This window comes from Moraxella sp. CTOTU47616, from assembly GCF_032017465.1.
GTDB classification, from domain to species: Bacteria; Pseudomonadota; Gammaproteobacteria; order Pseudomonadales; family Moraxellaceae; genus Faucicola; species Faucicola tetraodonis.
The window spans coordinates 99,678-126,226 of sequence record NZ_DALZPU010000004.1 but is presented as its reverse complement, the minus strand read 5'-3'; the positions used below and the strand labels follow the sequence as shown (position 1 = coordinate 126,226).

Annotated in this window: 25 protein-coding genes; 20 read left to right on the top strand and 5 right to left on the bottom strand. The window is 43.7% G+C overall.

The window, feature by feature from the left end; translation table 11 throughout:
* Positions 1 to 10 precede the first annotated feature (10 nt).
* Both RTS10_RS06260 and gshB read left to right on the top strand, forming a co-directional pair.
* Positions 11 to 592 (top strand): hypothetical protein, encoded by a 582-nt coding sequence (locus tag RTS10_RS06260; protein WP_060995581.1) that lies wholly within the window; start codon positions 11 to 13, stop codon positions 590 to 592.
* 54 nt (positions 593 to 646) lie between these two features.
* Positions 647 to 1,609 (top strand): glutathione synthase, encoded by a 963-nt coding sequence (gshB, locus tag RTS10_RS06255; protein ID WP_312539648.1) that lies wholly within the window; start codon positions 647 to 649, stop codon positions 1,607 to 1,609.
* A gap of 71 nt (positions 1,610 to 1,680) precedes the next feature.
* Here the strand turns inward: gshB and RTS10_RS06250 are convergent, their stop codons facing one another.
* Complete coding sequence (locus RTS10_RS06250; RefSeq protein ID WP_312539647.1) at positions 1,681 to 3,747, bottom strand: PhoX family protein; 2,067 nt, start codon at positions 3,745 to 3,747, stop codon at positions 1,681 to 1,683.
* Between the two features lie 346 nt (positions 3,748 to 4,093).
* Between RTS10_RS06250 and murG the strand changes: the two genes are divergently transcribed.
* The 7 genes from murG to lpxC all read left to right on the top strand — a co-directional run bounded on the left by murG (position 4,094) and on the right by lpxC (position 12,752).
* Complete coding sequence (gene murG, locus RTS10_RS06245; RefSeq protein WP_312539646.1) at positions 4,094 to 5,212, top strand: undecaprenyldiphospho-muramoylpentapeptide beta-N-acetylglucosaminyltransferase; 1,119 nt, start codon at positions 4,094 to 4,096, stop codon at positions 5,210 to 5,212.
* A 148-nt stretch (positions 5,213 to 5,360) separates the two neighbouring features.
* Complete coding sequence (murC, locus tag RTS10_RS06240) at positions 5,361 to 6,770, top strand: UDP-N-acetylmuramate--L-alanine ligase (RefSeq protein WP_312383975.1); 1,410 nt, start codon at positions 5,361 to 5,363, stop codon at positions 6,768 to 6,770.
* A 236-nt stretch (positions 6,771 to 7,006) separates the two neighbouring features.
* On the top strand, positions 7,007 to 7,930 hold the full coding sequence (locus tag RTS10_RS06235) for a D-alanine--D-alanine ligase (RefSeq protein WP_144918303.1): 924 nt from the start codon (positions 7,007 to 7,009) through the stop codon (positions 7,928 to 7,930).
* A 197-nt stretch (positions 7,931 to 8,127) separates the two neighbouring features.
* Positions 8,128 to 9,003: a cell division protein FtsQ/DivIB gene (locus tag RTS10_RS06230; protein ID WP_312539644.1), complete on the top strand. Its 876-nt coding sequence runs from the start codon at positions 8,128 to 8,130 to the stop codon at positions 9,001 to 9,003.
* A 25-nt stretch (positions 9,004 to 9,028) separates the two neighbouring features.
* Positions 9,029 to 10,309, top strand: a complete 1,281-nt coding sequence (gene ftsA, locus RTS10_RS06225; RefSeq protein ID WP_312539643.1) for a cell division protein FtsA — start codon at positions 9,029 to 9,031, stop codon at positions 10,307 to 10,309.
* A 149-nt stretch (positions 10,310 to 10,458) separates the two neighbouring features.
* Complete coding sequence (ftsZ, locus tag RTS10_RS06220; RefSeq protein ID WP_065253596.1) at positions 10,459 to 11,679, top strand: cell division protein FtsZ; 1,221 nt, start codon at positions 10,459 to 10,461, stop codon at positions 11,677 to 11,679.
* Between the two features lie 194 nt (positions 11,680 to 11,873).
* The gene (lpxC, locus tag RTS10_RS06215; protein ID WP_312539741.1) at positions 11,874 to 12,752 is read left to right on the top strand and encodes a UDP-3-O-acyl-N-acetylglucosamine deacetylase; all 879 of its coding nucleotides are present in this window, start codon (positions 11,874 to 11,876) and stop codon (positions 12,750 to 12,752) included.
* A gap of 339 nt (positions 12,753 to 13,091) precedes the next feature.
* Here lpxC and RTS10_RS06210 read toward each other — a convergent pair whose 3' ends face one another.
* Positions 13,092 to 13,580: a DciA family protein gene (locus tag RTS10_RS06210; protein ID WP_312383810.1), complete on the bottom strand. Its 489-nt coding sequence runs from the start codon at positions 13,578 to 13,580 to the stop codon at positions 13,092 to 13,094.
* Positions 13,581 to 13,771: 191 nt separating this feature from the next.
* On the opposite strand from RTS10_RS06210, the gene RTS10_RS06205 reads away from it, so the two are divergent.
* Positions 13,772 to 14,467: a M23 family metallopeptidase gene (locus RTS10_RS06205; RefSeq protein ID WP_128680248.1), complete on the top strand. Its 696-nt coding sequence runs from the start codon at positions 13,772 to 13,774 to the stop codon at positions 14,465 to 14,467.
* Between the two features lie 88 nt (positions 14,468 to 14,555).
* Here RTS10_RS06205 and RTS10_RS06200 read toward each other — a convergent pair whose 3' ends face one another.
* Both RTS10_RS06200 and RTS10_RS06195 read right to left on the bottom strand, forming a co-directional pair.
* The gene (locus RTS10_RS06200) at positions 14,556 to 15,326 is read right to left on the bottom strand and encodes a DOMON domain-containing protein (RefSeq protein ID WP_312539640.1); all 771 of its coding nucleotides are present in this window, start codon (positions 15,324 to 15,326) and stop codon (positions 14,556 to 14,558) included.
* 7 nt (positions 15,327 to 15,333) lie between these two features.
* The gene (locus RTS10_RS06195) at positions 15,334 to 15,651 is read right to left on the bottom strand and encodes a YhbY family RNA-binding protein (protein WP_082168297.1); all 318 of its coding nucleotides are present in this window, start codon (positions 15,649 to 15,651) and stop codon (positions 15,334 to 15,336) included.
* A gap of 330 nt (positions 15,652 to 15,981) precedes the next feature.
* On the opposite strand from RTS10_RS06195, the gene rlmE reads away from it, so the two are divergent.
* From rlmE to RTS10_RS06165, 6 genes are all read left to right on the top strand, one after another.
* Positions 15,982 to 16,614 (top strand): 23S rRNA (uridine(2552)-2'-O)-methyltransferase RlmE, encoded by a 633-nt coding sequence (gene rlmE / locus RTS10_RS06190; protein ID WP_007116170.1) that lies wholly within the window; start codon positions 15,982 to 15,984, stop codon positions 16,612 to 16,614.
* A 243-nt stretch (positions 16,615 to 16,857) separates the two neighbouring features.
* A complete protein-coding gene (gene ftsH, locus RTS10_RS06185) occupies positions 16,858 to 18,759 on the top strand; it encodes an ATP-dependent zinc metalloprotease FtsH (RefSeq protein WP_040403605.1) in 1,902 nt (633 codons plus the stop codon).
* A 104-nt stretch (positions 18,760 to 18,863) separates the two neighbouring features.
* Positions 18,864 to 19,742, top strand: coding sequence for a dihydropteroate synthase (gene folP / locus RTS10_RS06180; RefSeq protein WP_062334907.1), 879 nt, complete (start codon positions 18,864 to 18,866; stop codon positions 19,740 to 19,742).
* 50 nt (positions 19,743 to 19,792) lie between these two features.
* Positions 19,793 to 20,059, top strand: coding sequence for an FAD assembly factor SdhE (locus RTS10_RS06175; protein ID WP_065253600.1), 267 nt, complete (start codon positions 19,793 to 19,795; stop codon positions 20,057 to 20,059).
* Positions 20,060 to 20,068: 9 nt separating this feature from the next.
* Positions 20,069 to 20,590: a hypothetical protein gene (locus RTS10_RS06170; protein WP_203171435.1), complete on the top strand. Its 522-nt coding sequence runs from the start codon at positions 20,069 to 20,071 to the stop codon at positions 20,588 to 20,590.
* Positions 20,591 to 20,752: 162 nt separating this feature from the next.
* The gene (locus RTS10_RS06165; protein WP_312522336.1) at positions 20,753 to 21,475 is read left to right on the top strand and encodes a YidB family protein; all 723 of its coding nucleotides are present in this window, start codon (positions 20,753 to 20,755) and stop codon (positions 21,473 to 21,475) included.
* Positions 21,476 to 21,591: 116 nt separating this feature from the next.
* On the opposite strand, the gene aroE is transcribed toward RTS10_RS06165, so the two are convergent.
* Entirely contained in the window at positions 21,592 to 22,410 is an 819-nt protein-coding gene (gene aroE, locus RTS10_RS06160) for a shikimate dehydrogenase (protein ID WP_060995414.1), read from the bottom strand.
* Positions 22,411 to 22,651: 241 nt separating this feature from the next.
* Here aroE and RTS10_RS06155 point away from each other — a divergent pair, with 241 nt between their 5' ends.
* The 4 genes from RTS10_RS06155 to tmk all read left to right on the top strand — a co-directional run bounded on the left by RTS10_RS06155 (position 22,652) and on the right by tmk (position 26,472).
* Positions 22,652 to 23,428 carry a hypothetical protein gene (locus RTS10_RS06155; RefSeq protein WP_157819351.1) on the top strand — a complete coding sequence of 259 codons (777 nt, stop codon included), beginning with the start codon at positions 22,652 to 22,654 and terminating at the stop codon, positions 23,426 to 23,428.
* Positions 23,429 to 23,488: 60 nt separating this feature from the next.
* Complete coding sequence (locus tag RTS10_RS06150) at positions 23,489 to 24,415, top strand: aminotransferase class IV (protein ID WP_312539638.1); 927 nt, start codon at positions 23,489 to 23,491, stop codon at positions 24,413 to 24,415.
* Positions 24,416 to 24,501: 86 nt separating this feature from the next.
* Positions 24,502 to 25,818 (top strand): endolytic transglycosylase MltG, encoded by a 1,317-nt coding sequence (gene mltG / locus RTS10_RS06145; RefSeq protein ID WP_312539636.1) that lies wholly within the window; start codon positions 24,502 to 24,504, stop codon positions 25,816 to 25,818.
* Between the two features lie 12 nt (positions 25,819 to 25,830).
* Positions 25,831 to 26,472, top strand: coding sequence for a dTMP kinase (gene tmk, locus RTS10_RS06140; protein ID WP_312539635.1), 642 nt, complete (start codon positions 25,831 to 25,833; stop codon positions 26,470 to 26,472).
* Positions 26,473 to 26,549 lie beyond the last annotated feature (77 nt).

Below are 26,549 nucleotides of genomic sequence, written 5' to 3'. Positions count from 1 at the left end.
GAGGACGGCTATGTTGACAAAAGCCTTGCCCACCACACTAATAACTGCACACCTTTTACGTGTTGGCACTGCACTTACCTTATCGGCAATATTATTTGCGCTTGCAGGTTGTAGTAGTATCAATGAAATGATGGCGGAGGGTAGCAAACCGCCTGCGATTGTCAATGTGGCAACTGACCAACAGCCGTTTTATGATGCTTTAAATAGCCTTATCTTGCCGCCAAAATCACCGCAAGCTGCGCCACAAGGCATTGCCGATGGTCCTTATAATGGCGTGATGCCAGAAGGGGAGCAATTTACCACCTTTGTGAAGAACGGTTACTTCGATGAATTTTTGGTGGTGTACTATCCAAATTTTGTGACCCAGCTTCGCACTGATTTGGTTAACGGTTTATATGATGGTTGGGTGACGTATCGATTGTCCGATAGCCGTATCAAACAAAAAGTATTGTTCCGTCAGGGTGTGGTACAAGAAGCGATTGTTTACAGCCAAGCGGGAAATCCTGAATACCATTTTTGGTTTACCAATGAACAACCGACCAGCGGTATGCGCTACGATAGTAATGGCAATGCGGTCGAATCGATGTTTTAATAGCAAAACGAACAATTGATAAAAATTGAACAAGCATACTAACAAGGATACTAAATGAAACCACTGAATTTTCTAATCGTTATGGACGATATCCACACTATAAACTACAAAAAAGATACCACGCTTGCGATGCTATGGGCGATTGTAGATCGTGGTCACACGGCGCGTTATTGCCAAATTCACGATTTGTGGCTCGATAATGGCGCATTGCAAATTGATAGCCAATCGCTCAAAACGTTTAAAGACCCTGCACGTTTTTATGAACTGGGGGAAAAGACCACGCAGCCTGCTAGTGAATTTGACGTCATCTTGATGCGTAAAGACCCCCCGTTTGACATGCAGTTTTTGTATAGCCTGTACTTGCTAGAATACGCTCAGCGAGCAGGTGTATTGGTGGTCAATAACCCAGAAAGCGTACGTGACTGTAACGAAAAACTGTTTGCGACGCAATTTCCTGAGCTGATGACACCGACGATTGTGACCAACAAACAAACGCATATCCGTGATTTTATCAAAACCCATCAAGATGTCATCGTCAAACCGCTTGATGGCATGGGGGGAATGGGCATTTTTCGTCTGACCGCCGATAGCCCTAATATTGGCTCAACCCTTGAAATGCTAACCCAGCTTGAAAGCTTGCCTGTGATGGCGCAAAAATACTTGCCTGAAATCAAGGACGGCGATAAACGCATTTTAATTGTCGGTGGTAAGCCCGTGGATTATTGCTTGGCGCGTATCCCAAGCCAAGGCGAAACGCGCGGTAATCTAGCCGCAGGTGGTCGTGGTGTCGCCATGCCATTGTCAGCGCAAGAGCGCCAAGTTGCTGAGCAAGTGGCGCCTGTGCTACTGCAAAAAGGCTTGTACTTTGTCGGACTCGATGTGATTGGTGGTAAAGTGACAGAGATTAACGTGACTAGCCCCACCTGCGTGCGTGAGATTGACGACCAATGCGGCACGCATATCGCAGAGGATTTTATTGCGTTTATTGAATCGCATATTGAAACGCAAATTCACTAGCTGTCATTGTCAAAGCAAAATAAAAAACCCAGTCATAGACTGGGTTTTTTATATCATCGCTTGGCAGGGTATTAAGCTTTGAATGCTAAGTAACCAACACCACCTGAGTAGCCGTTACTGTAATTCTCATTTACAGCGTCAACTAATTGTTGGACTTTCGCGCTGCCCATTGCTTTTTGATAATTAGTTGGTTTTGTAGGATCTGTGCTTATTAACTCATCACCAGGATGCTGGAAGTTTGACATAATGTAGGTAAAGCCATTGATCTCGTCAATCGCATGTAAGCCTGTTGATTCAGCACCAGCTGGCGTTGATAAGATACGTGCTAATGACTTAGTTTGGGTATTGTATGCCCATAAGAAGTTATTGATATGCATCCCACTATCTTCACCAATAAACAATGTTTTGAATGCTTTAGAGTATTTTAGGTTGTCAGGATTGGCAATTTTGTCTTGATTTGCTGTGTTGCCTAACGCATCAGGTGTTGCTAGGTCTTGACCTGCTAAATCAGATGTTAAGTACATACGTGAAGATACCCAATCTGAGTTAATTGCGTTGCCCGCCGTATCTTTTTGACCGCCAGTTAAGTCATGCGTATAAGTACCGCCTGCATTTAGTACGCCAACGTTTACGCCATAGCTTGCTATATTGGTTTTGTGACCACCAACCATACTTTTGTATTGATAAGAAATGGCTGAATAGGCTTTTTTGTCATCCATATTCACGGTGGTGCCTTCGTTTTTGGTGAATGCCATTGACGCACCTTTTAGGGCAGCATAGCGCTGGGTTTCTAAGAATGCAGCAGCTTTATGCGCAGTTGCTGAATCACTTTTCATTTTTACCCAGTTTGCAGCACCGTTGTACATGATTTTGGTATAGGTGTTATCAGCTGGGTCTTTGGTTTGCACATCCATAAAATCAGATAGCTTGATGTTGTTACGAACCATTGATTGAATTTCTAAGCTAGTAGCAGAGCCTAGTTTAATCCATTCAACTTTAAAATCACCTAATTGATTGCCACCTGCTGAAGTTTGGGTCATTTTGGCGGCATATAATGTACCTGATGATAAGTCTGCCGCTTTATCAGCAACAAACATAAAAATGCCCGCATTAGTCGCATCATTACCCATTAAACAAGTACGTTGATCTGGCATTACTTGGATTAATTCGTGTGATAATCGACCCAGACAGTAATGTTTTTTACATGTACCTGTACCATCTTTGTTTACGGTAATTTCTGGTAGATGACCATAATCGTACGGATTAGCAGCGGTTTCTGAACCGAATGTATTTTTACTAAACGCAGCAAACTGAGCATCAGAGGTGTTACCGTTAATGGTAATTAAACCATTTGGCTCATATTCTTCTGAAGATAAATGCGTACCCCAAGGTGACAATGACGCCCCACAAGTAATCCACAAGCCTTTAGCGGGTGATGTATCAACATTGGCATATTGTACAAAGGTTAACGCGCCTGTGGTTGGGTCTTGGTCAAAGGTCAACACCGCAATTGGTGATGGCAATTTGCCATACATGCTGTCGCCTTTTAGGTTCTTGGTGGTATATTCAAACTGTACTACCGCAAACACAGGATTTTTAACGCCACTGACTGATGCATTCGGCACTGTTAACAATGATGTACCATCGGGACAATCTGAGAAAAACTGGCGACTGGTGCCAGCAGAAGTATCCATAATGGGGTTGCCATTAATATCAAAATAACCGCCCGAAATAATCGTACCACCTTTGGCATTTTTGACCGTTTCGCCTGTATTAAAGATTTTGGTATAAACTAAATTATAAGTTTTGGTAGAGCCATCTTGCATTTTGGCTTGTAGTTTTGAATTAACGGTTGTTTTAGCCATGTCAGCCACTGTGGTAGGGGCAGGCATACCCACAAAGTCTACCGAGGTAACTGTATTGGCAGATAAATTACCTAGTACTTTAGAGGCTGAGTTATAGTCAGATGATGGAGTAAGTGTTGGGTTTAAAAAGCCATTTGAATTATTATCGCTACCACAACCGGTTAATAGTGTAGCGACAGAACCTGTTGCAAGTGGCAACGCAGGCACCCCTGCCAAAAAACGAATGACATTACGGCGGCTAATGGTTTGGTTTAATTGATTAATTCCAGTCATGAGTGAATTCCTTGCTGATAGCAGTTAGCAGTTGGCTACGAAATAAATTTTATTGAAATAATGCAGAAACAATTATGCTGAGTATGGTAAAGGGGATATGTGACAGTGGCTTGACTGATTCATGACAGAACGGTTACAACTAATCATCCGCTTTGAATATAAAGCGATACCATGGCTGCAAAATCTTCACGCTACTTAGCAATTCAAGTGATTTACTTTATTATTGGGTGAAATAATGCTATGATTTTGCCATTTTTATGGTGATTGTTTTTCCCGATAAACGGTCAGTCATACGGGGTTTTTTAATCCCCACCTCACCTAGATTGGATTGGTCAAGGATAATAAGATGAGTGAGCCAACGATGCAAAAACCGCGCGTGCTGATGATGGCAGCAGGCACGGGTGGGCATGTGTTTCCAGCGATTGCAGTGGCTCAAGCGTTACAACAATCAGGTGCCCAAGTGCATTGGCTCGGCACCCTAGTCGGTATGGAAAATGAGTTACTACAACATTACGACTTTACCTACCATGCCATCAATATGCAGGGGTTACGCGGGAACGGTATCAAACGCTTATTTAAAGCCCCGTCAACCTTACTCAAAGCAACATTAGCCGCTATCAAAATCATCAAAACCAATAAAATCGGCATCGTGGTAGGGTTTGGTGGTTATGTGACCGCACCCGGCGGATTGGCTGCCAAATTTTGTAAAATACCCATTTTGATTCATGAACAAAATGCCATCGCAGGCATGAGTAATAACTATCTATCTAAGCTTGCTAATCAAGTGTTAGAAGCCTTCCCAAATACCTTTACCGAACTACCTTCTAATAAAGTGATGACAGTTGGCAACCCCGTACGTGAGGCTATCGTACAGGTACCGCCACCAAAAGCCCGTATTGATGTCAATGATACCAGTCCTTTAAAGCTATTGGTCATTGGCGGTTCTTTGGGTGCTCAGGCATTAAATAATCATATCGCGCCTACGTTAAAAAAATTAGAAAGTCTGCCAGACGCCAAGCCGTGGCAAGTGCGGCATCAATGTGGTAAAAACAACCAAGAGGCTACCCAAGCGGTATATAGCGAAGCACAATTACAATCAACCCAGTACGAGATTTTGCCATTTGTCAAAGATATGGCAGAAGCATATAGCTGGGCAGATGTGATAGTCTGCCGTGCTGGGGCGCTCACGGTCACAGAAGTTGCCACGGTTGGATTGCCTGCGGTATTTGTGCCGCTGCCCCATGCAGTCGATGATCACCAAACGGCAAATGCCAAAACCCTATCAGAACATGACGCCGCATTTTTAATGCCGCAAAAAGAATTAACGGCAGAGAGTTTAAGTGCGGTTTTAGCCAAGCTCGACCGTCATCAAATTTTAGCGATGGCAGAAAAAGCACGTGAATTTGCCAAACCCAATGCCACACAGTTGGCTGCCGATGCCATTTTATCCCAGTTAAAACCTTAATTATTTTCTACAACTTATAAGTCATTTATCATTGAGCCTGTCTATGTCAAAATCAGCCAAAACTGCCACTGCCCAATCCACTGAAAAACCTGAAAAAACCAACAGTGTCACCAAAAAAATTACCAAGCGTGTGGTCGAAATCCCAGAGATGCGCCGTATTCGACACGTGCATTTTGTCGGTATTGGTGGGGCAGGGATGTGCGGTATTGCCGAAGTCGTCCATAATCATGGCTATATGGTTAGCGGTTCAGACATCAAACAAAGCCCAGTGACCGACCGTTTGACCCAAATGGGCATTCAAGTGTTTATCGGGCATGATTCCAAAAACATCAGTGAAGCCGATGTGGTCGTGGTGTCATCAGCCATTGATCGTACCAACCCAGAAATCCAAGCTGCCTTGTCAGGACGTATTCCTGTGGTACGCCGCGCCGATATGTTAGGTGAGCTGATGCGTTACCGTCATGGTATTGCGGTAGCGGGTGCGCATGGCAAAACTACCACCACTAGCCTGCTTACCATGATTTTAACCGAAGCGGGTTTGGATCCTACTTATGTGATTGGTGGTAAACTTAACGCGTCAGGCAAAAACGCGTCATTGGGTCAAAGCCGTTATTTGGTGGCGGAAGCGGATGAGTCCGATGCGTCGTTTTTATCGCTGCGCCCGATGGCAGCGATTGTCACCAATATTGACCAAGACCATATGGAAACCTATGGCGGCAGTTTTGACAAACTAAAAGCGGCGTATGTGCAGTTTTTACAAAATATGCCGTTTTATGGGTTAGCAGTATTGTGCGGTGATGACAAAGAGTTGTACGGACTGATTGATAAAATCGCGCGCCCTGTGTTGACTTATGGGTTAGAAAAACATAACGATGTGCAAGCGATTGACGTGGTGGCAGACGGCACCAAAACCCATTTTACCGTACTGCGTAAAGACCGTGAGCCCCTGCCGATTACTTTGAACATTCCTGGTATTCATAATGTCTATAACGCGTTAGCGGCTATTACCATCTCCACCGATGAAGGTGTCAGTGATGAAGCCATTTGCCAAGCGGTCAAAAAATTTGCTGGCGTGGGCAGACGTTTTGAAAACAATGGTAACTACCCTGTAAAAGATGGCGCAGGCGATGTGCTATTGATTGACGACTATGGTCACCACCCAACCGAAGTGGCAATGACTATCAAAGCGGCTCGCCAAAGCTATCCCGATCGCCGCTTGGTGATGATTTTCCAGCCTCACCGTTTTACCCGTACCCGTGATTGCTTCGATGATTTTGTGGACGTATTGTCACAAGTCGATGTGTTGATGCTACTCGATGTGTATAGCGCAGGTGAAGCGGTGATTGAAGGCGCAGATAGTCGCAGCCTTGCCCGTACCATCCGCACCCGCGGACAAGTTGAGCCAATTATGCTAAACATCAATGACATGGATCAAATCCGTCAGGTGCTAGGTAGTATGTTAAAAGGCAATGATTTGCTGATTACCCAAGGGGCGGGTAACGTGGGTCAACTCTGTCTAGATTTGGCAAAAAACAATTTATTTTTAACTGAAAAATAACGGCTTGATTGAACAACCGCTTGATTGAAAAACCACGCGGCAAGCGGTTATGAAACTTAAGGTATTGAAAAGCTGTTGTAGCTTGCCCATACTGCCAGCAGGCGATTATTTTATGAGTGAGCTAAAATTGCAAGCCATACCTAAACCATAGCTAAGTCATAGCCAAGCGATAGTTTAAAAATTTGTGTGAAATAATTATAGCAATGAATTCGGTTAACAAAAAATTAGGAATCAATATGTCAGAGCTTATCGATGTCAAACAATTTGGTAAAGTGGCGGTTGTCTGTGGGGGCTGGAGTGCCGAGCGTGAAGTGTCACTCACGAGTGGTCAAGCTGTGCTTGATGCGCTACTCGCTAAAGGCGTGGATGCCCATCACTTTGACCCCAAAGAAACAGATATCTCAAAACTGCGCGACTATGACCGCGTATTTAATGTGCTGCATGGCACTTTTGGTGAAGATGGTAGCCTACAAGGGGTGCTAGACGGTTTTAATATTCCGTATACCGGTTGTGGCGTGTTAGCCTCTGCGATTGCCATGGATAAGTTTCGCAACCGCCTAGTTTGGCAAGCGTTAAATCTACCAAACGTACCTTACGTCGTGCTTGACGACAATACCGATTTTACCGCTATCGAACAGCAGCTAGGTTTGCCGCTGTTTGTCAAACCCGCCGCCGAAGGCAGTAGTGTCGGCGTCTTTAAAATTAAAGAAGCGGGTGAGCTTGCCAAGACCTACCCACAGCTCAAACAATACCACGGCGCTATTTTGGCAGAAAAAGCCATCACAGGCGGTGAGTATGCTTGCTCAATCCTCGGTGATGAGGTGTTGCCCAGTATTCGCATCATCCCAACCACTGAGTTTTATGACTACGAAGCCAAATACAATCGTGATGATACCGTCTACCAATGCCCATCAGATTTGAGCGAGGCGCAAGAACAAACCATGCAACAAATCGCAAGAAAAGCGTTTGCCGCCATTGGGGGCAAAGGTTGGTCACGCGTGGATTTTTTACGAGATGACGAAGGCACGCTATATCTGCTTGAACTCAATACAGTGCCCGGCATGACCAGTCATAGTCTGGTGCCGATGGCAGCAAAAGCGCGTGGCATGGATTTTGCGACGCTATGTGTGCGTATCTTAGAACAAACGTTGAGCGAATAAGTCGTTTTCGTTTATATTTGTTTACAAAAAAAGTACTTGAATTGTCTAGAAGCGTATTATCTATTTACCATTCATTTCATTGAATTTGCTATGATATGCTTCTAAGCATAAATCCTTGTAATATTTTTAGTTATTGTGATTTTTGTTGTTGAGATTTTAGTAATTAATAATTTTAGACCGAGTTATGATTGGTCAATATGGCAAATTCATTTGTGGCAACTGCTTCTCTAGATACTACGCTCCCTAATCGCTTTCATCAGCTGCTGCCAAAGTTGTTAATGCTTGGCGTTGTGTTATTGTTGCTGATATTAGCGGCTTTGGCGATTAATGTGTTCAATAAATTACCCAATGCAGCCATCAGTTTGCAGCATAAAGGGTTAAATACCCAGCAAACCCTGCAGCTTCAGCAATTATTGGGCGAAAAAGCAGACACAAATTTACTCAAGGCTGATTTGCAAAGCTATTTGGCAAAACTTGAAACGGTAGATTGGGTAGGGCAAGCCGATGTGCGCCGCGATTGGCAACAAGGTATTGTGGTCAATGTAGTACCGCGCCAAGCCGTTGCCAAGTTTGGTAGTGAGCGTTTAGTCGATGCCAATGGCATGGTATTTAAACCTGCCGATAGCAATGACCTAAATAATACCAGCCTAATGCAGCTACAAGGCGATAGCCAAAATGCCATTGTGATGATGCAGCAAATCAAGCAAGTCAGTGATTGGTTTATGCCACTGGGTATAAAAATTGAAGAAGTCATTGTAACGCCCAGAATGGCATGGCTATTTCGTTTTGATAACGGACTTCGGGTACTGGTTGATAATGACAATACCTCAGAAAAACTGTATCGACTGAGCATCATGTTACAAAATCAGCTTAAACCACAGCTTAAAACGCTGCAAACGGTGGATTTACGCTATAAAAATGGCATGGCAATTACCAAACGACCTATGATACAGCAAGCCAGTGATACAACTGTCGTCAATAAATCGGATGATACTAAACCGGTGACCGATGCCAACTCAACAACCGATTCAAAAACTGAAGCCTTAAAAACGCCAGCCTACCCCAGCCATTAGGTGAAATATAATTTTGTAGTGTTCTATGAAAAAGCCAGATCTGATCGTCGTCGTCCACCTAAGTGCTACTGCTATTCATACTGTGATTGGGCAAATCCACAGTGCGCAAGATATTCGTATTATCGGTTTATCTACTGTCAAAAATCATGATTTCTCGCAAGGTACCATTCGCCACCGCGAACGCCTAAAATCTGCCATCAAACAATCTATTCAAAACGCTGAAGACATGGCAAATTGCCGTGTCAACAGTGTTTGGCTGAGCTTTTCTACCCCAGATTTGCAAAGCGTCAATAGTGTGGGCGAAGTCAAAATCAAACACGATATCGTACAAGCCAAAGACGTGGTTGCCGCGCTAACCCAAGCCAAAACCAAACATCTCCAAGATGATTTGTATTTGATGCATTATGCCCAGCAAGGTATTGCCCTAGATGGCAATGCTGAGATGATTGATGATGCGATTGGGATGCAAGCGAGTGACTTGATGGTGCTCTATCATCTGATGATGATGCCGGTCAAAGGTCGCCAAAATTTGCAGCAACTGCTGCAAGAATGTGATGTTAGTATTGACCAAATGCTATTTGATGCGGTATCTACCGCCGAATACGGCTTATTACCCGAAGAAAAATATCATGGCGTATGTCTGATTGATATTGGGGCATCGACGACCAGTATCTGCGTTTACCGTGAAGATAAGCTGATTTATACCCATTGTTTTGCCGAAGGCGGACATCACGCGACACTGGATATCTCTATGCTGCTAGATGTCACCATTGCTGAAGCAGAGAATATGAAAAAATCCCAAGCCAATGTCGATCGTCATGGGATTGACTCAAGCCAATTTTTTACCATCAAGCGTTCACAGCATGACGATGAAAAAACCATTAATATGCTTGAACTCCTTGAAGTCACTGAAGCCCGCTATATCAGTATTTTAGGGCATATTAAAAGAGAGCTGGATAAAGAGGGGCTAAGTGATTTTTTACAGCAAGGGTATGTGATCACGGGCGGTGGTGCTGAAATGCGTGGATTATTGCCATTAGCCAAAAAAATCTTTGCCAATAAAGTCAATAAGGTCAATCAACACTCAGCGATTTCTGCCTACACCCAATATGGTGATGATGACAAGCTTCGCACCATTGCGACGATGATTGGTGAGCGTAAATACCAAACCGCGTTTGGCACACTGTTATATAGTCAAAGTGAGGCATTTCATCATAGCGAGAAAAGCTCACCCGACTCTTTGCAGGTTCAGCCCATGCGAGAAAAACTCAAAATTGTGAATAAATTTTTTGGTAAATTTTTCTAAAAAAGAGATGTTTAGTATTTTAAGAGTGCTCATGTTATGATTGACTCTAAAATCCACTAATTGTGTAATGATTTATTTGATATTTAATTTAATATGTTTGCTATTTATGCTGCTCAAGCCTACTTGACAGTATACGGAGATTTTCAATTATGGAAGCGAAGTTTAGTATTGTACAAGATCACACTGATACATTTGCCGATTCAGCCCGTTTAACCGTCATCGGTGTCGGCGGTGGCGGTGGGAATGCCGTTGAAACCATGGTACAAAATGGTGTAAAAGGCATTACCTTTGTCTGTGCCAACACTGATAGACAAGCGCTTGACCGCCTGTCAGCGCCTAATAAAATCCAGCTCGGTATCAAAAATAACAACCGCGGCTTGGGGGCAGGTGCCAATCCAGAAGTGGGTCGTGAAGCAGCTGAGAGCGATGAAGAACAAATTCGTCAATTGTTAGAGAATTCTGACATGGTATTTATTACCGCGGGTATGGGCGGTGGTACAGGTACAGGCGCTGCGCCAGTCATCGCCAGACTAGCCAAAGAGCTGGGCGTTTTGACCGTTGCGGTGGTGACCATGCCATTTACCTTTGAAGGTGGCAGACGCAATAAAGTGGCTAGAGAAGGTATTGAGCAGCTTTCTAACTTTGTGGACTCCATCATCACCATCCCCAACGATAAACTGATGACAGTGTATGGCAAAATCTCTATGAAAGATGCCTTCAAAAAAGCCGATGAAGTGTTACTTCAAGCGGTGCAAGGTATCTCTAATATGATTTCAAAAGATGGTTTTATTAACATCGACTTTAACGATATTCGCACGGCAATGACTTCCCGAGGCCATGCGATGATGGGTATCGGTAAAGGCAGTGGTGAAGACCGCGCTGAGATCGCTGCTGAAAAAGCCATCAAGAGCCCATTACTTGACAACTTATTACTTAAAAATGCCAAAGGTCTCTTGGTCAACGTGGTGGCTAGCTCAGACTTCAATTTTGAAGAGCAAGAGCGCATCACCCAAAAAGTGCATAGCTTGGTGGATATTGATGAAGCCAACATCTTCTATGGCGTGGTATTTGATGAAGACATGGGCGATGAAATCCAAGTGACCGTGGTGGCAACAGGTCTTACACTAGATAATACCCCAAAGCATACAACTAGAGATTTTGTCTCAGATGCCTCTAGCACCCACAAAGTAGAAGCAGGCACGCATGAACCTGCGTATGCGGCACGCCGTGATATACCACAACCCATCCCTGCACCTCAGCCACCTGTACAGCAAGCTATTGAGCCTGCGCCAGCGCAACCGCAATCATCGCAGCCACAACGCACAGGCAACAGTATTCAAGATTATCTACGTCGTCAGCAAAATCGCTAAGATACCGTAGGATTTTTAACAGCCTCACAGCTTAATTGTTGTGAGGTTTTTTTATCACTGTAGTCAATCATAAAGGTCGATAAAATCAATCAAGCATCACTATGATGTAGCAAGGGACAATGGTAGAATAGCCAAATGTAACAAATTATATCAACCTAGCTTTGGCTAAGGATGAGAGCAATCTACTAGGGGGCATTATGCAGCAGCGTACTATTCAACAACCCATTAATCTTGAAGGCATCGGCTTACATAGTGGTAACCCTGTACACCTGCGCTTTTCTCCTGCACCCATTGACTATGGGATTCAATTTTTACGTAGCGATGTGGCACAGGCAAAGCCCATTCCCGCTATCTATCATGCGGTAACCGATACCATGATGTCCTCAAATCTCACCAATGAGTTAGGTCAGCGTATTGGGACAGTTGAGCATTTGATGAGTGCAATCGCTGCGCTTCAAATTGATAATCTACAAATTGAAGTGTCCGCCCCTGAGATTCCAATCATGGATGGTAGTGCCATCGAATTTGTACAAGTATTGCAGCAAGCGGGTATTGCCGAGCAAACGTCTGCCAAACGCTATATTCAGGTGTTGCAACCGATTGAGGTTCGCGTGGAGGATAAAGTCGCAGGATTTCGTCCCTACGATGGATTTGTGTTAGATTTCCAAATTGACTTTAATCACCCTGCGTTTAATGGCTCACATCAAAAGTTTAAATTGGATTTTAATGAAGGCAATTTTATCGAGCATATTGCCAAAGCGCGCACATTCGGCTTTTTAAAAGATATTGAGTACCTAAAAAGCAATAACCTAGGGCTGGGGGGCAGTATGCAGAACGCCATTGTTTTAGATGATAGCGGCGTACTTAATCCTGAAGGGTTACGCTTTGACGATGAATTTGTACGCCATAAAGTACTAGATGCGATTGGTGACTTATACCTTGCCGGGCACCAAATTTTGGGTGAATTTTACGCTTATAAATCAGGTCATGCGCTCAATAATAAATTGTTACAGGCTTTATTTAGCGATGAAAATAACTATAAAGTTGTAACAAATAATGACAATGTTAACTAGATTTATTTAAATTTATTAATTTTATTGTGTATTTTTACTAATCAAAAAATTTTGCCTATTGTTTGATTAGTAACATTTTTTCATCAAGAAGTTATCATTTTATTACACTAATTAAACCCAACCCCCCAATTCTATCATTTAATTTTTTGGATATCTTTTTTTAGCCACTAGCTACTATAAGCGCACTAAAAATAAAAAAAAAGATATCTTTATCTATCCTATTAATTGTTAATTTTTTTCTAGTTTTTTACTTTCACTTGCACAAGCCATTACTCTATTAATGAATCTTACTATATTAGTAACATAATTTACATAATATTACATTGTAACTTGGCTATTTTAGTCTTTTATCAGTTTTTGTAACGCCGTTCTAAGTGGCTCGTTATCCGTGACAAGGTCACATAGCTGTGTTATATTTCGCTTCGTAAATTCGCTTAGCTCACAATTCTTTACATTGCTAACATTATGATTACACTGTAAACCTGGCATTTGCGAGCCATGAATAGCTTTGACAATCACCACCCGAAAACGTAACTGATTAAATTGATGAAAATTGTTGTCGAACGCTTGCAGGGTTGATAGTAGGTGCTGCTGGTTGTAATTGAGGTGATTGGCAAGGGTATGACTGTTCGTACTCACCACAAGTCTAAACGATTCACAAGCAATCACTTGTAAGCTTGCTAAGACCTCTTGAGGCAACACGTTTTGCCAAGCGCTGCGAACATCGTTCGTCAATTGCTGTAACTGCTGCAGCTTTTTTTGAAACGGTAATTGATAGTTGGCAAGACGCTCAGTGCGGGAAGCAAGATGGTTGGTTGGTTTTTTCATAGTCAATGAGCAGTGTGGTGGGTAGTTAAGCGACAAAAATTTTGATTTAGTCTTAGTATTGGGTCTTAGTGTTAGTGTAGGTGATTTTAAGACCAAGTTATAGTGAATTAAATCTTGCCAATGCGCTAAAGCAGCGTTCACATGACATTGGCATAGGGTTTAATAGCATAAGGTTTAACAAAGGATAAAAGATGAAGTTAGCTCTAATCGCATTACCAGTTGTTGCTTTAACCACAATGAGTGTTGCACAAGCTCAAATTCTATCGATTACCAATGCCGGTAAAACCAGTCAAGTCATTGTCCGTGAAGATGATGGTGAAGATTATTATCTGCCTTCAGATGCCGTTAATGCCGCCATCAAAAACCTAAGCCAGCAAACCCAGCAAAAAGAAGACCGCCTCGCAAGTTTAGCACAAAAGCTATCGACTCAGCCAACCACCATTATCAACATGCCTGCAATGGGCAGCTATGCGGGTAATGGCATGTTGGCGTTGCGCCCAATTACGTCATCTGCGCGCATGAGCTCAGGTTTTGGCTATCGCATCCACCCTGTCACTGGTAAATCACAGTTTCATAAAGGGATGGACTTTGCTGCCCCCATTGGCACCCCTATTTATGCCACAGGTAATGGTGTGGTGACTTTCTCAGGTTGGGGTACTGGGTATGGTCGTTATGTTGAAGTAGATCATGGCAACGGTACTGTTACCCGTTACGCACATACTTCTGCAAACTATGTTAACGTTGGCGATACGGTGTATGCAAACCAGCAAATCGCTGCGGTAGGCAACACGGGTCGTTCAACAGGCGCGCACCTACATTATGAAGTACGCCAAAATGGTCAAGCCGTCAATCCGCAAACTTACTTGGCAATGGCGCCAGCACGTTAATCGTTATTATATCTCGGCATATAAAAAAAACTGGCTTATATGCCAGTTTTTTATTTTTCGCTGCGCTATGGTTTAAAACTATCATAATTTAGGTGTTTATCCAGTGTGCTTTGTTATGAAAGTCCGCTGGATGTGCATGCTGTATGGCCCAATAACTCATTTCATCGACGGTTGGAGCTGAGTTATCTGCTAAGCCGCTGTCTGGCGGTTGCTGAATCACACGCGTTGGATTTAGCGCATAATTACCATTTGCACCAACCAACTTATCCAATGCTGATTTGGCAAATGTCATACCGACACGAAAAGTACCAACGCTAAACCCATATTGCTGCTGTACCGCTCGTACATGGGTGAGGAGTAATGGACTTGCAGAACACCAAAAAACAAGCGGAAGCTCGCTATCTTGTGTAACCGCCTGGCTAAAAAAATTGATATCCTCACCATAAGTCAGCGCTGTGATAGGCAAGCGCCGAGGGGGTAATGCATTCGGTGTCCGATAGCTGTCAAAATAATAAAGATTAAACTCACCATTGGTCGCCAAATTGACCTCAAGATACGGGCTATCCGCTTGGCTATCTTTGGCAATAAAACACTCAAAACAATCTGCTTGCCATAAATAATCTTGACGCATTACACGTTGAAGTGCCGATGGGCTAAATGTCGGAAAATTTGCCCATAGACCAGCTTGTAGAGCGGTTTGACTATCATCAATCTTGGGATGGGCAGCATCAAATAAGAGCGTTAAAAATTTACTATCAGCGACCACCTGTACTGATAGCTGGTAGTCCAGTATTGCCGATACGGTGAATGGTTCAACCGTGCTCGTCAGTGCGAATGTCTCACCCTGTAACGTGTCCATTGTAGCCTTAGCCAAAACGTACCAAGTTTGATAACTTAGGATTGGCGTCCAGATTGCGACGTAATAATAGCACCATACGACCGATACTGGTGACCAAAATCGCATCAGTGGCTTCAGCAATCGCATTTGCCACAGCGTCACGATCTGCTTTGCTACCGGCTGGGATTTTTACTTTAATCAGCTCATGATCGGTCAGTGCGCGCCCAATTTCTTCAATAACGGTTGGGGTAACGCCTTGACCACCAATCATTACCACCGGGTTCAGCTGGTGACCGATGCCTTTTAAATGTTTGATATCAGCATTTGATAAGCTTGAATTTGCCATAACTGTCAATTGACCTATAAGAAAATTAGCTAGCATTATACCATATTAATCATTTTGCCTAATAAATTATGGGCAATACATAGGCAAAAACACATAGGCAAAAACGCTGCCATGACTTATCAATCTACAAAAATCACTGGATTAAAAAAATCAATAGCCAATCCATGAGTTAACACAAGCTAACTTGATGAAATATGCTAAAATAACAGCCTTAAGTCTTGAGATTGTCAAAATTTACCGATAGTCATTCTAGGATGGCTTTGGGTTTTTTAGCCAAATCCTAAATGAAGAATTTTTAAACTATATATAAAGGGTAGTTTGTAGAGAATTATGGCAACGCGTATTACCAACAAAAAATTGTCCAAAAGTAGCCGTGCGTGGATGAAAGAGCACATTGACGACCACTATGTCAAACTTGCCCAGCGCGATGGCTATCGGGCAAGAGCGGCTTACAAATTGCTAGAAATCAACGAAAAACTGCAGCTGATTAAAAAAGGCATGACGGTGGTCGATTTGGGTTCTGCCCCAGGCAGCTGGTCGCAAGTTGCGGGTAAACTAGTCGGTGACACTGGCAAACTTATCGCCTCAGACATCTTGCCGATGGATACGCTAGAGAATGTGACCTTTATCCAAGGTGATTTTCGTGAGCAAGCAGTGTTTGACAACATCATGGCAGAAGTCGCCGATAAAAAAGTGGAAGTGGTGCTATCTGATATGGCGCCTAATACCTCAGGGTTTTCTGCAGTCGATCAGCCACGAATGATTTATTTGTGTGAGCTTGCCATGGACTTTGCCGAGCAAGTGCTCCCTGAAGGTGGCACCTTAGTGATTAAGGTATTCCAAGGCGAAGGCTCTGATGCTTTACGAAAAAATATGCAGCAGCGTTTTAGTAAAGTGCGCAGTATCAAGCCTGCAGCGTCACGCGCGCGCTCAAAAGAAATGTATTGGATTGCTACCAAATAAGATAATTCGATTCAGTGGGTTCGTGAAGTTGACTGGATAAAAATTGGTAATATGTTTTTACTAGAAAATAACAGAGAATCCGCTTGATAATGTTAAGGTAAATCCATATATCATGCTATATTGAAAGATTAATGTAACGTCTATTTTTGGTGAAAAATCTACCTATCTTTGGTAAACATTTTGATTTAACCCCACTTTTTAATCAACCCCCTAACGCGAAGGATGAAAAACAACGTGAGCGACATGGTAAAAAATACCTTATTGTGGTTAGTTGTGATAGGGGTATTAGTGCTAGTCTTTAGCAATTTTGATACCCGCAATGAACCTGATAAGCTCAATTACTCCCAATTTGTCACTGCGGTGGCAACTGACCAGGTCAAAAGTGTCAAAATTGACGGTGAGCAAATTTCTGGCGAAAAGAAAAACGGCTCAACTTTTGAGACAGTGCGTCCTGCGGTCACTGACACTGAGCTAATGCCAAAGCTTATCAAGCATAATGTTGAAGTTCAAGGCGCCACCCCTGAACGTCAAGGTGTGATGATGCAATTACTGATTGCAAGCTTCCCAGTGCTATTGATTATTGGTTTGTTCTTGTTCATCATGCGTAATATGAGCGGCGGTGGTGCAGGCGGTGGTCGCGGCATGGGTCCGATGAGTTTTGGTAAATCTAAAGCCAAAATGCTATCAGAAGACCAAATCAAAGTGACATTTGCAGATGTGGCAGGGTGTGATGAAGCCAAGCAAGAAGTAACAGAAATTGTCGACTTCTTACGTGACCCAGAAAAATTTACCAAACTTGGCGCGACTATTCCACGTGGTGTGTTGATGGTAGGTCCACCCGGTACTGGTAAAACCTTGCTTGCCAAAGCGATTGCAGGTGAAGCGAAAGTACCATTCTTCTCAATTTCAGGTTCTGACTTTGTTGAGATGTTTGTAGGTGTCGGTGCAAGCCGTGTGCGTGATATGTTTGAACAAGCCAAGAAAAATGCCCCTTGTATCATCTTTATTGACGAGATTGATGCTGTCGGTCGTCATCGTGGTGCGGGTATGGGCGGTGGTCATGACGAACGTGAACAAACTTTGAACCAGTTATTGGTTGAGATGGATGGTTTTGAAGGCAATGACGGGGTAATCGTGATTGCTGCAACCAACCGAGTCGATGTACTCGATAAAGCATTGTTGCGCCCAGGTCGTTTCGATCGTCAAGTACAAGTTGGCTTGCCTGATATCAAAGGCCGTGAGCAAATTCTTCGTGTACACATGAAAAAATTGCCCTCAACAATTGGCGTCGATATTCGTTCATTGGCGCGTGGTACCCCAGGTTTTAGTGGTGCACAATTAGCGAATTTGGTGAACGAGGCGGCACTATTTGCTGCACGTAACAATAAAGCGTCAGTTGATATGAACGACTTTGAAGAAGCCAAAGACAAGCTGTATATGGGTCCAGAACGTAAATCGATGGTACTGCGTGAAGAAGAGCGTCGTGCAACGGCATATCATGAAGCAGGGCATGCCTTAGTGGCCGAAATGCTACCGGGTACCGATCCTGTCCATAAGGTCACTATTATGCCGCGTGGTTGGGCATTAGGTGTTACTTGGCAATTGCCAGAGCATGATCAGACCAGCGTTTATAAGTCAAAAATGCTAAATGATATTGCGATTTTGTTTGGTGGTCGTATCGCCGAAGAAGTGTTTATCAATCAGCAATCGACTGGCGCGTCAAATGATTTTGAACGTGCTACTAAAATGGCACGTGCCATGGTTACCAAATACGGTATGTCAGATGCCATGGGTGTGATGGTGTATGAAGAAGATGAAAACCAAGGTTACTTTGGTGCCTCATCTCGCACTATTTCAGAAGCGACCCAGCAGAAAGTGGACGACGAAGTTCGTCGTATCCTAGAAGCGCAGTATGATATCGCACGTGCATTAATTGAAGGTAATGCGGACAAAATGCATGCCATGGTCGACGCGTTAATGAAATGGGAAACTATCGACCGTGACCAATTGCAAGATATTATGGCGGGTATCCCACCACGCGAGCCTAAAGTTTATCAAGAGCCTGTTAGAGTAAATTTCGATAAACCAAGCAACCCACCGTCAAGTGGGTCGGGCTTAACCCCGCCGCCGTTACCTGCAATGTAAATTATCCATGATATGAGTTACTCAAAAACCGCTACCAACTTGATAGCGGTTTTTTTGTTTTTCACTTAAAATAGTAAAAAATTTTAGCAATCATTGTGGACATCATGCAGTTACAGCCCATTCCCAACTTTGCCATTCATTATCATAATCAAACGCTCGATTTATCTAATCCCCATATCATGGGTATTTTAAATGTCACCCCAGATTCATTTTCTGATGGTGGTCGATATAATCATATCGACCAAGGCTTGCGTCATACCGAGCAGATGATCAAAGACGGGGCGACGATTATCGATGTGGGTGGTGAATCTACTCGCCCAAATGCCAGCCCTGTGAGTGAGCAAGAAGAAGTTGACCGCGTCATCAAAGTGGTTGAAGCGATTAATCATAACTTTGGTGAGCAAGTGTGGGTGTCGGTCGATACCAGTAGCCCGACCGTGATGACACTCGCCAGTCAAGTCGGCGCCAAAATTTGGAATGATGTACGAGCCTTGACGCGCCCCGATGCCATTGCTACCGCTGCCAAACTCGATATCCCTGTCATGCTCATGCACATGCGCGGTGAGCCAACGACCATGAATCAGCTAGATAATTATCAAGATTTATATACCGATGTTATTAGCGAGTTACAGCAGCGCATTGATGAGGTTATGGAGGGTGGGGTCAGACGTGACAATCTTATCATTGACCCAGGGTTTGGCTTTGCCAAAAACGCCCAGCAAAATCTGGCATGGCTGAATGAATTTTATCGGTTGCATACGTTTAACTTACCTGTCATGGTGGCATTATCCCGTAAACGCTTTGTTGGGGAAGTCCTCAAGTCAGCCAATCTACCCCATGACCCTACCGATAGAGATGTTGCTAGTATGGTTGCAGGGCTATTTGCTGTGCAGCAAGGGGCGTGTATCTTGCGCACCCATAATGTAGCAGCGACTAAAGCAGGGCTTGCGATGTGGCAAGCGACGCAACAGGCAAAAGCTTAATAACAGGTAAAAAAATACATGAATTTAACGCGCAACGACAAGGATTTATCATGAGTGACAATCAGCCAGAACCTACATTAGAGCAGCGCAAAGTCATCTATCGTGCCAGACGCGGTCTAAAAGAACTCGATTATTATTTTGACCCGTATGTGAGAGCGCACTATCTAAAAGCCGACTCACGAGAGCAGCAAATTTTTGCAGAATTGGTGAAAGAAGAAGATCCTGATTTGCTGGATTGGTTTTTACACAATCATCCGACCAAGCCAGAATTTGCTGATTTGATAGCCAAGCTCAAATCATTAAAAGCTTCTTCTTAATTGATTTAGATGAACGAGCGCTACTTGTCGCGTCATAACACCGCATTTATTGATATTGATGCCACGCTCAAACCCAGTGTGGATAAAAAACTGCTTTGGGGAGCTTGTTTATGGGTGGTTGTTGGCATTTTGGCACTCGTACCTTTGGCGCTTACCTATAAACTTTTACTAGGTATGGTCGCTATAGCCAGTCTTTGGTTCGGGCAAGTCTCTAGTTGTCACTTATTGGCTATTTCATCGTTACACGCCAAACCGCAAAGTAACAATCAAACCTTACCTTATGACAACTTTGATTTTTTAACTTGGCAAATCCAGTGGGTACGTGGGGTTGTCAAAGTACCTAAACAGGGTAAGCAAGCGGTTTGGCAGGCAAATTTGCTGGGCATCGCTGATATGGGGTGCCTAATGATTTTAACGTTTGGGTTGATAGAATCAGTGCCAGCTAAAATCAGTGTAACCATTTGGCAAGATCAAGTGGATAGCGATACCTGGCGGCAATTTAAGGTGCTAGCGAACACAGTAGGGCGATAACAAAAATGGTGTATAAGTTATAGTCAATATTGCTACAATTAAATCAACCAAGTGTTGAGGCGACTGCGCATTTTAGTTTGAAATTAAGCGCAATTGGCATGCGTCAGCGCGGTATTATTGGTGATATACAACAATCATTGAAAAAGATAAAAGGGAATGACCATGGGTCTATTAACAAGTCTAGTAACACAAGTGGCGCAAAGTGCCATTCAAAGCAAAATGGGCCAAAGCAAAATGGGCGGTCAAAGCCAAGTCGATATGGGCGGCCTAGGGAATATTTTTGGTAATGTTTTAGGCGGCGGGGTGCAGCAGCCACAAATGCAGTCAAACGGTTTTGGTTTGGATGATATCATCGGTATGGCAATGAACCAAAATCAAGGTATGTCCCAAGGTGGCGTGCTAGGACAAGTGCTGGGTAGCGTGCTAGGGGGAGGCATGGGCGGCGGCCTAAGCGGTGGTATAGGCAATAACGTAGGTATGAACCAATTTCCACAAAGCCAAAGTGGCTTTGGTGGTAAGGGTATGTTAATGGCGGCTTTGTTGCCAATCGCGTTGATGTTTATTCAGCGTAATGGGGGACTATCAGGGGCCTTTAATAAAATTCAAAATATGGGATTCGGTCATCAAGCTAACTCTTGGATGAGTGCTGACCAATCAAACCAACCACTGGATGCTAATGATATCAATCAGCTATTTGATAATGATGAGTTGGCGCAAGTTGCGGCACAAACTGGTGTCGACCAAAGCGAAGTCCGTCAAAGTATGGCGGAGCTTTTGCCACAGTTATTTGACAACTTGACACCACATGGTGATACCCAAACCGAAAGCCAAGCCAATAAAGAAATCAGTGATATTTTGGCGCAATTAGGCAAGGCGAATCGCTAAATTAGCCTGACTAAAAAAAGCCAGTTTTGTCACTGGCTTTTTTTATTGGGCAAATTTTGGTTTTGTCTATTTCATCTAAAGCATAGGCGAGTGCTAACTGCTTTTTTATAAAACAGCTAAAAATGAAAATTCGTCAAATCGACTTGTTTACCCGTCCAAAGCGCAAAACTTAATGCCCCTTGATTGACCAGCATTCCTAAGCCATCCGAGGTTTTGGCATGTTTCGACTTAAAAAAGTCCAAAAACGCTGATGGTTTGCCATACATCATGTCATACGCAAAATCGACAGTCATATCCTTGGCAAACGGCAATCTGTCACCGCTCAGACCTATCGACGTTGCATTGATAATCACCTCAATATCGTTGGGCAAATCCGTCAAACTTGAAAAGGTGAGCTTATCGGTATCAAATAATCGGGTTAAATTCTCTGCCTTTTCTACTGTGCGATTGGCAATATGCAGCGATTTTACTTGCGCATCTAGCAACGGCAAAATCGCGCCACGAGTCGCCCCACCTGCCCCTAAAATAGCAACGTTTGCGTCTTTTAACCTGACGCCTTGCGACAATAAATCCGCCACCAAACCGCGACCATCGGTATTGTCGCCATACAGTTTGCCCGCTTTAATGGCAAGGGTATTGACTGCACCCGCCAAGCGCGCGTATTCAGATAGCTCACCGCGCTGCTGGCACAGCGAAAATGCCATCTCTTTAAAAGGTACGGTCACATTTGCCCCTGTCCCACCGCCTGCAAAAAATGCTTCGATGACAGCGGTAAAACTCTCGACATCGTTGGGACAATATTGGCGTTGGTAAGACAAGGTGATGCCAGTTTGTTTGGCAAAGGCTTGGTGCAAATCAGGCGATTTGCTATGGGCAATCGGATTGCCGATTACCATGCAATGATAACGGACGTTTGAATCAGGAATTGATGACATGGGAAAACCTATAATACGATGAGCAAAATTACCAATTCCCCTCACTTTACAATAACTGTAGCTGCTATATCAATGCTGGGTTTTGATTGGCTAGGTTTTGATTGGCTAGGTTATGATTGGGTGGATGTAAAGCGTAGCATTTCATCGATTTGGCTAAAAATAACAACAAAAGCGTACTGTTAACTGCTGTCAATGCCTTGTTACAATGCGCTATCCACACCAACCCGTTATATACTACACAATGAAGCTAATTGCCCGCAAACCGCTTTTTTTACCGCGTCAAAACCGCTCAGAACATCCGATAGGCGCTACTCAAAAAGGCGCTACCAAAAAATGCGCTGCCCAAAAAAGCGTTACCCAAAATAAACCCACTTGGCTAAAAAATCTTGGCGGGGGGTGCGTTATTCTAACACTCACCTTAACTGGCTGTGATAAGGTCAAACAAATCGCCTCACAGCATAATGCCAGTGTGACTGCTAGCACTACCGCATCGACCGCAGCCGCCAATCCGTCTATCAACCCTACCTCGCAGCCAACACCTGTGGTCTATCCCATCAATGAATGGCAGCAACAAACGCTGGCAAACAAAGTCAGTATTCACGATATCGACGCTGTGACGTTATTATTGGGTCAACCCATCACCATTGATACGCAAAGTTTGGACTACCGAAGCAATGTGGCAAGTAAATATAGTTTTGCCAAAACTGGCGAGCCGTATTTTGATTTGCTTGATTCGCCTATGTATATCGAGGTACAGTGGTATTATGCCAGTGCCTATGACAATGCCAGCGTTAAAAACATCAGCATCAAGCATGCCAAAACAGCGTTTCACCTGACCCAAAATTGGTTTGGACAAGATGGCTCAGACATTGTTGCCCACATGGTGCAAGGACAGCCGATTAAAAATGCGAGCTACCACGGAATTTTGGTAGAATTAGCACGCTGTGACAATTATCATTGTGATTTGGTGGTCAGAAAACCCACTGTCACCGCCAAAACCGCTAAAAAAAGCGGCTAATTGCTGCGGCTTTCACTGTCATACAGTCAACTATTAATTTAATCAAGTAGCCAAATAACCATGTGGTATTCATTATCTGATGCTCAGTATGCCAAGCAAACGCCAATCACCGCTATCGATATTGACTCACGGGTGATAGCGTATGGCGATGGGTTTTTTACCACCATGGCGGTGGTGGCAGGACAAATCAATTGGCTGAGTTACCACTTAGATAGAATCGACGAGAGTGCCCATGCGTTACAACTCAATTTAACCAACGCGGACTTAGACGCAGCCAATTTAGACGCAGCCAATTTAGAATCCCCCAATCATACTATTCGCGCATACTTTAATAGTCAGTTAGCCAATTTTGCTAAAACCCTCAATCACGGTATGCTCAAGCTGATAGTCTGCCGAAAAAACCAACCTATCAAAGGCTATGGATTTTGTAACTCTGAATTTGACGCTTTTATTAAGCTTATGCGCACGGATAAGCCATTATCACAGCAAGCCAATCAAGTCATCATCCAATCTGCCGCTACCGCCATCTGTCTTACGCAGCAAATTGCGTGTCTACCCAAACCCTTGGTAGGACTTAAGCTACTAAACGCCCAAGATAAAGTGATGGCAAGTCACGAGCTGTGGCAGCACCAAACTCAAAATGCGCAAATGATTGATGGGCTGGTACAAGATGTGATGGGGCATTGGGTAGAAGGTACCTTTTGCAATGTGTTTTATCAGCTTAATCATGAAAACGTGTGGTACACACCGCCCATCAACCGCTCAGGGGTAAAAGGGGTGATGCGGCAGGTGTTATTGGCTAAGTTTGCCGACTCTGATAGGGCTCATGAGGAGCGGTATTTAGCCAGCGAGGAGTTAGCCAATATCACAAGCTTGTTCTTTTGCAATGCTGTACGCGGGATTTTGCCCATTCAGGCATTGATGCTACCCAATGGGCAGTCAACCGCGCTTGATTTGACCCCAATCTATGCGCAAAAATTAACTTAAATCCTGTTGCTGGTAACTAAAAAAAATTGCTATTTTTGTCATTAATTGTTAAATTCTCGCTTATTGAGTCAATATAAGCCTTCTCTATGAACGACCAATCTGATAATAATATGTCTAGTAACTCAGACGGTTCTGAGCATCATCCTACTCAGCACAGTGACGCCCCTCACGCCGCGGATATTCCAGATTCTCAATTGCAGGACAATCATAGCAAAGATAAGGGTATCGATGACAAGGATATCAATGATAAGGATGACGAAGACCCGCATAGCAAAAACGTCAATATTAATGATGCTTGTCTGATTAATCGTTCAACGCGAGAATTCAATGACCACATCACCGGTAGAAACAAAAAAAATAAATACCGTCTACTGGGGCTAGTGGGGTTTATTGTATTGGTGCTAGGCTGGTTGTTATTTGCTTGGTACAACACCCTATATGGCACTATCACCCAGCCTAAGCAGATGGTGACCATCAATAAAGGTCAAACCTACTATGCGCTGGTAGACGACTGGGATAAAAAGAAAAAGCTGTTCGTCGCGCCACTCGCCAAACTATATATCAAAATGACGGTGGATAAACCGCTCCATTCAGGGGTCTATCAACTGCCTGAAAATCCAAGTTTTGCCAATTATTTAGCCATGCTACAACAAGGTGAAAAAGTCGCTTTTATCAAAGTGCAAATCATTGAAGGCAAAACAGCCAAAGATTTATATCAACATTTGATGGACAATAAAGGGATTAAAAACGAAGTTATCCATGGTAGCAAAGTTGACGTCGATAAACTTGGGCTCAATATCCCTGCTGACTACCATCCGAATGGCAACCTTGAAGGTTGGTTTTCACCGGACACCTATTATTTTAATGAAGGCAGTAGCGATAAAAAAGTGCTAACGGATTTATTTACCCGTCAACACACGGCGTTGATGGAAAATTGGAACAATCGCCAAGCCAATCTCCCGTACAACACACCGTATGAAGCGCTAATTATGGCATCCATTATTGAAAAAGAAACCAGTGTCGAAAGTGAGCGGGGTGAAGTGGCAGGCGTGTTCGTCAATCGTCTGAAGAATAATATGCGCCTGCAAACCGATCCGACCGTGATTTATGGCATGGGCGATCGTTACGATGGCAATATTCGCAAATCTGACCTTGAAGAAAAAACCGCTTATAACACCTACCAAATTGACGGCTTACCACCGACACCGATTGCCTTGCCAAGTATTGCATCCATTAAAGCGGCACTTCACCCAAATCAAACTGATTCGCTGTATTTTGTGGCAACGGGTAATGGCGGTCATAAATTTACCAGTAATTTAGAAGACCATAACCAAGCGGTACAAGACTATCTGCGGGTGATGCGTGAAAAACGCGCCAGCCAAAACAGCCAATTAGGTCAGTAAAAAACGATACCCATGCAAACAGCTGCGAAAGCCCGCATTAGCGAAAAATTTATCTCATTTGAAGGTACCGAAGGGGTGGGTAAATCTACCTTGATTGCCAATGTGGCAGCGCATTTGACCGCGCAAGGCATTGACTTTATCCAAACCCGTGAACCGGGCGGTAGTCCGTTTGCTGAGAAGTTACGCGCCATGTTACTTGACCCAGCAACGACCATGACAGAGGACAGTGAACTGCTATTGATGTTTGCGGCGCGTGCCGATCATGTGGCGCAAGTGATTTTGCCAGCGCTCGCTCAGGGTAAATGGGTGCTGTGCGACCGCTTTACCGATTCCACCATTGCCTATCAAGGGTTTGGGCGCAAACAGGGCGATAGGGCAGAACTTAGCAAAATTGAATTACTGATTAGGCATTTTGTGGCAAAAATGCCAGATATGACCATTTGGCTAGATTTACCGGTGACAGAAGGGATGAGCCGTGCCAAAAATCGCGGCAAATTAGACCGCTTTGAGCAAAATCAGCTAGCGTTTTTTGAGCGGGTGCATCAAGGGTTTGCTTATCAAGCACAGCAAGAACCGCAGCGCGTCAAACGCATTGATGCGCAGGGTACACCTGATGAAGTGTTGGCAAAAGTGCTAACGCAGCTGGGTATTTAATGTCGTTATTTAGTGTTATAAAGCTTTTACAATTATTTTGAAAAAAGGGGATGATCAACATCCCCTTTTTTATTTAA

What these genes read in the sequence shown, in the direction of transcription:
- RTS10_RS06260 (WP_060995581.1), top strand. Translation starts at nt 11, where the DNA reads ATGTTGACAAAAGCCTTGCCCACCACACTAATAACTGCACACCTTTTA.
- gshB (WP_312539648.1), top strand. Translation starts at nt 647, where the DNA reads ATGAAACCACTGAATTTTCTAATCGTTATGGACGATATCCACACTATA.
- RTS10_RS06250 (WP_312539647.1), bottom strand. Translation starts at nt 3,747, where the DNA reads ATGACTGGAATTAATCAATTAAACCAAACCATTAGCCGCCGTAATGTC.
- murG (WP_312539646.1), top strand. Translation starts at nt 4,094, where the DNA reads ATGAGTGAGCCAACGATGCAAAAACCGCGCGTGCTGATGATGGCAGCA.
- murC (WP_312383975.1), top strand. Translation starts at nt 5,361, where the DNA reads ATGCGCCGTATTCGACACGTGCATTTTGTCGGTATTGGTGGGGCAGGG.
- RTS10_RS06235 (WP_144918303.1), top strand. Translation starts at nt 7,007, where the DNA reads ATGTCAGAGCTTATCGATGTCAAACAATTTGGTAAAGTGGCGGTTGTC.
- RTS10_RS06230 (WP_312539644.1), top strand. Translation starts at nt 8,128, where the DNA reads ATGGCAAATTCATTTGTGGCAACTGCTTCTCTAGATACTACGCTCCCT.
- ftsA (WP_312539643.1), top strand. Translation starts at nt 9,029, where the DNA reads ATGAAAAAGCCAGATCTGATCGTCGTCGTCCACCTAAGTGCTACTGCT.
- ftsZ (WP_065253596.1), top strand. Translation starts at nt 10,459, where the DNA reads ATGGAAGCGAAGTTTAGTATTGTACAAGATCACACTGATACATTTGCC.
- RTS10_RS06210 (WP_312383810.1), bottom strand. Translation starts at nt 13,580, where the DNA reads ATGAAAAAACCAACCAACCATCTTGCTTCCCGCACTGAGCGTCTTGCC.
- RTS10_RS06205 (WP_128680248.1), top strand. Translation starts at nt 13,772, where the DNA reads ATGAAGTTAGCTCTAATCGCATTACCAGTTGTTGCTTTAACCACAATG.
- RTS10_RS06200 (WP_312539640.1), bottom strand. Translation starts at nt 15,326, where the DNA reads ATGGACACGTTACAGGGTGAGACATTCGCACTGACGAGCACGGTTGAA.
- RTS10_RS06195 (WP_082168297.1), bottom strand. Translation starts at nt 15,651, where the DNA reads ATGGCAAATTCAAGCTTATCAAATGCTGATATCAAACATTTAAAAGGC.
- rlmE (WP_007116170.1), top strand. Translation starts at nt 15,982, where the DNA reads ATGGCAACGCGTATTACCAACAAAAAATTGTCCAAAAGTAGCCGTGCG.
- ftsH (WP_040403605.1), top strand. Translation starts at nt 16,858, where the DNA reads ATGGTAAAAAATACCTTATTGTGGTTAGTTGTGATAGGGGTATTAGTG.
- folP (WP_062334907.1), top strand. Translation starts at nt 18,864, where the DNA reads ATGCAGTTACAGCCCATTCCCAACTTTGCCATTCATTATCATAATCAA.
- RTS10_RS06175 (WP_065253600.1), top strand. Translation starts at nt 19,793, where the DNA reads ATGAGTGACAATCAGCCAGAACCTACATTAGAGCAGCGCAAAGTCATC.
- RTS10_RS06170 (WP_203171435.1), top strand. Translation starts at nt 20,069, where the DNA reads ATGAACGAGCGCTACTTGTCGCGTCATAACACCGCATTTATTGATATT.
- RTS10_RS06165 (WP_312522336.1), top strand. Translation starts at nt 20,753, where the DNA reads ATGGGTCTATTAACAAGTCTAGTAACACAAGTGGCGCAAAGTGCCATT.
- aroE (WP_060995414.1), bottom strand. Translation starts at nt 22,410, where the DNA reads ATGTCATCAATTCCTGATTCAAACGTCCGTTATCATTGCATGGTAATC.
- RTS10_RS06155 (WP_157819351.1), top strand. Translation starts at nt 22,652, where the DNA reads ATGAAGCTAATTGCCCGCAAACCGCTTTTTTTACCGCGTCAAAACCGC.
- RTS10_RS06150 (WP_312539638.1), top strand. Translation starts at nt 23,489, where the DNA reads ATGTGGTATTCATTATCTGATGCTCAGTATGCCAAGCAAACGCCAATC.
- mltG (WP_312539636.1), top strand. Translation starts at nt 24,502, where the DNA reads ATGAACGACCAATCTGATAATAATATGTCTAGTAACTCAGACGGTTCT.
- tmk (WP_312539635.1), top strand. Translation starts at nt 25,831, where the DNA reads ATGCAAACAGCTGCGAAAGCCCGCATTAGCGAAAAATTTATCTCATTT.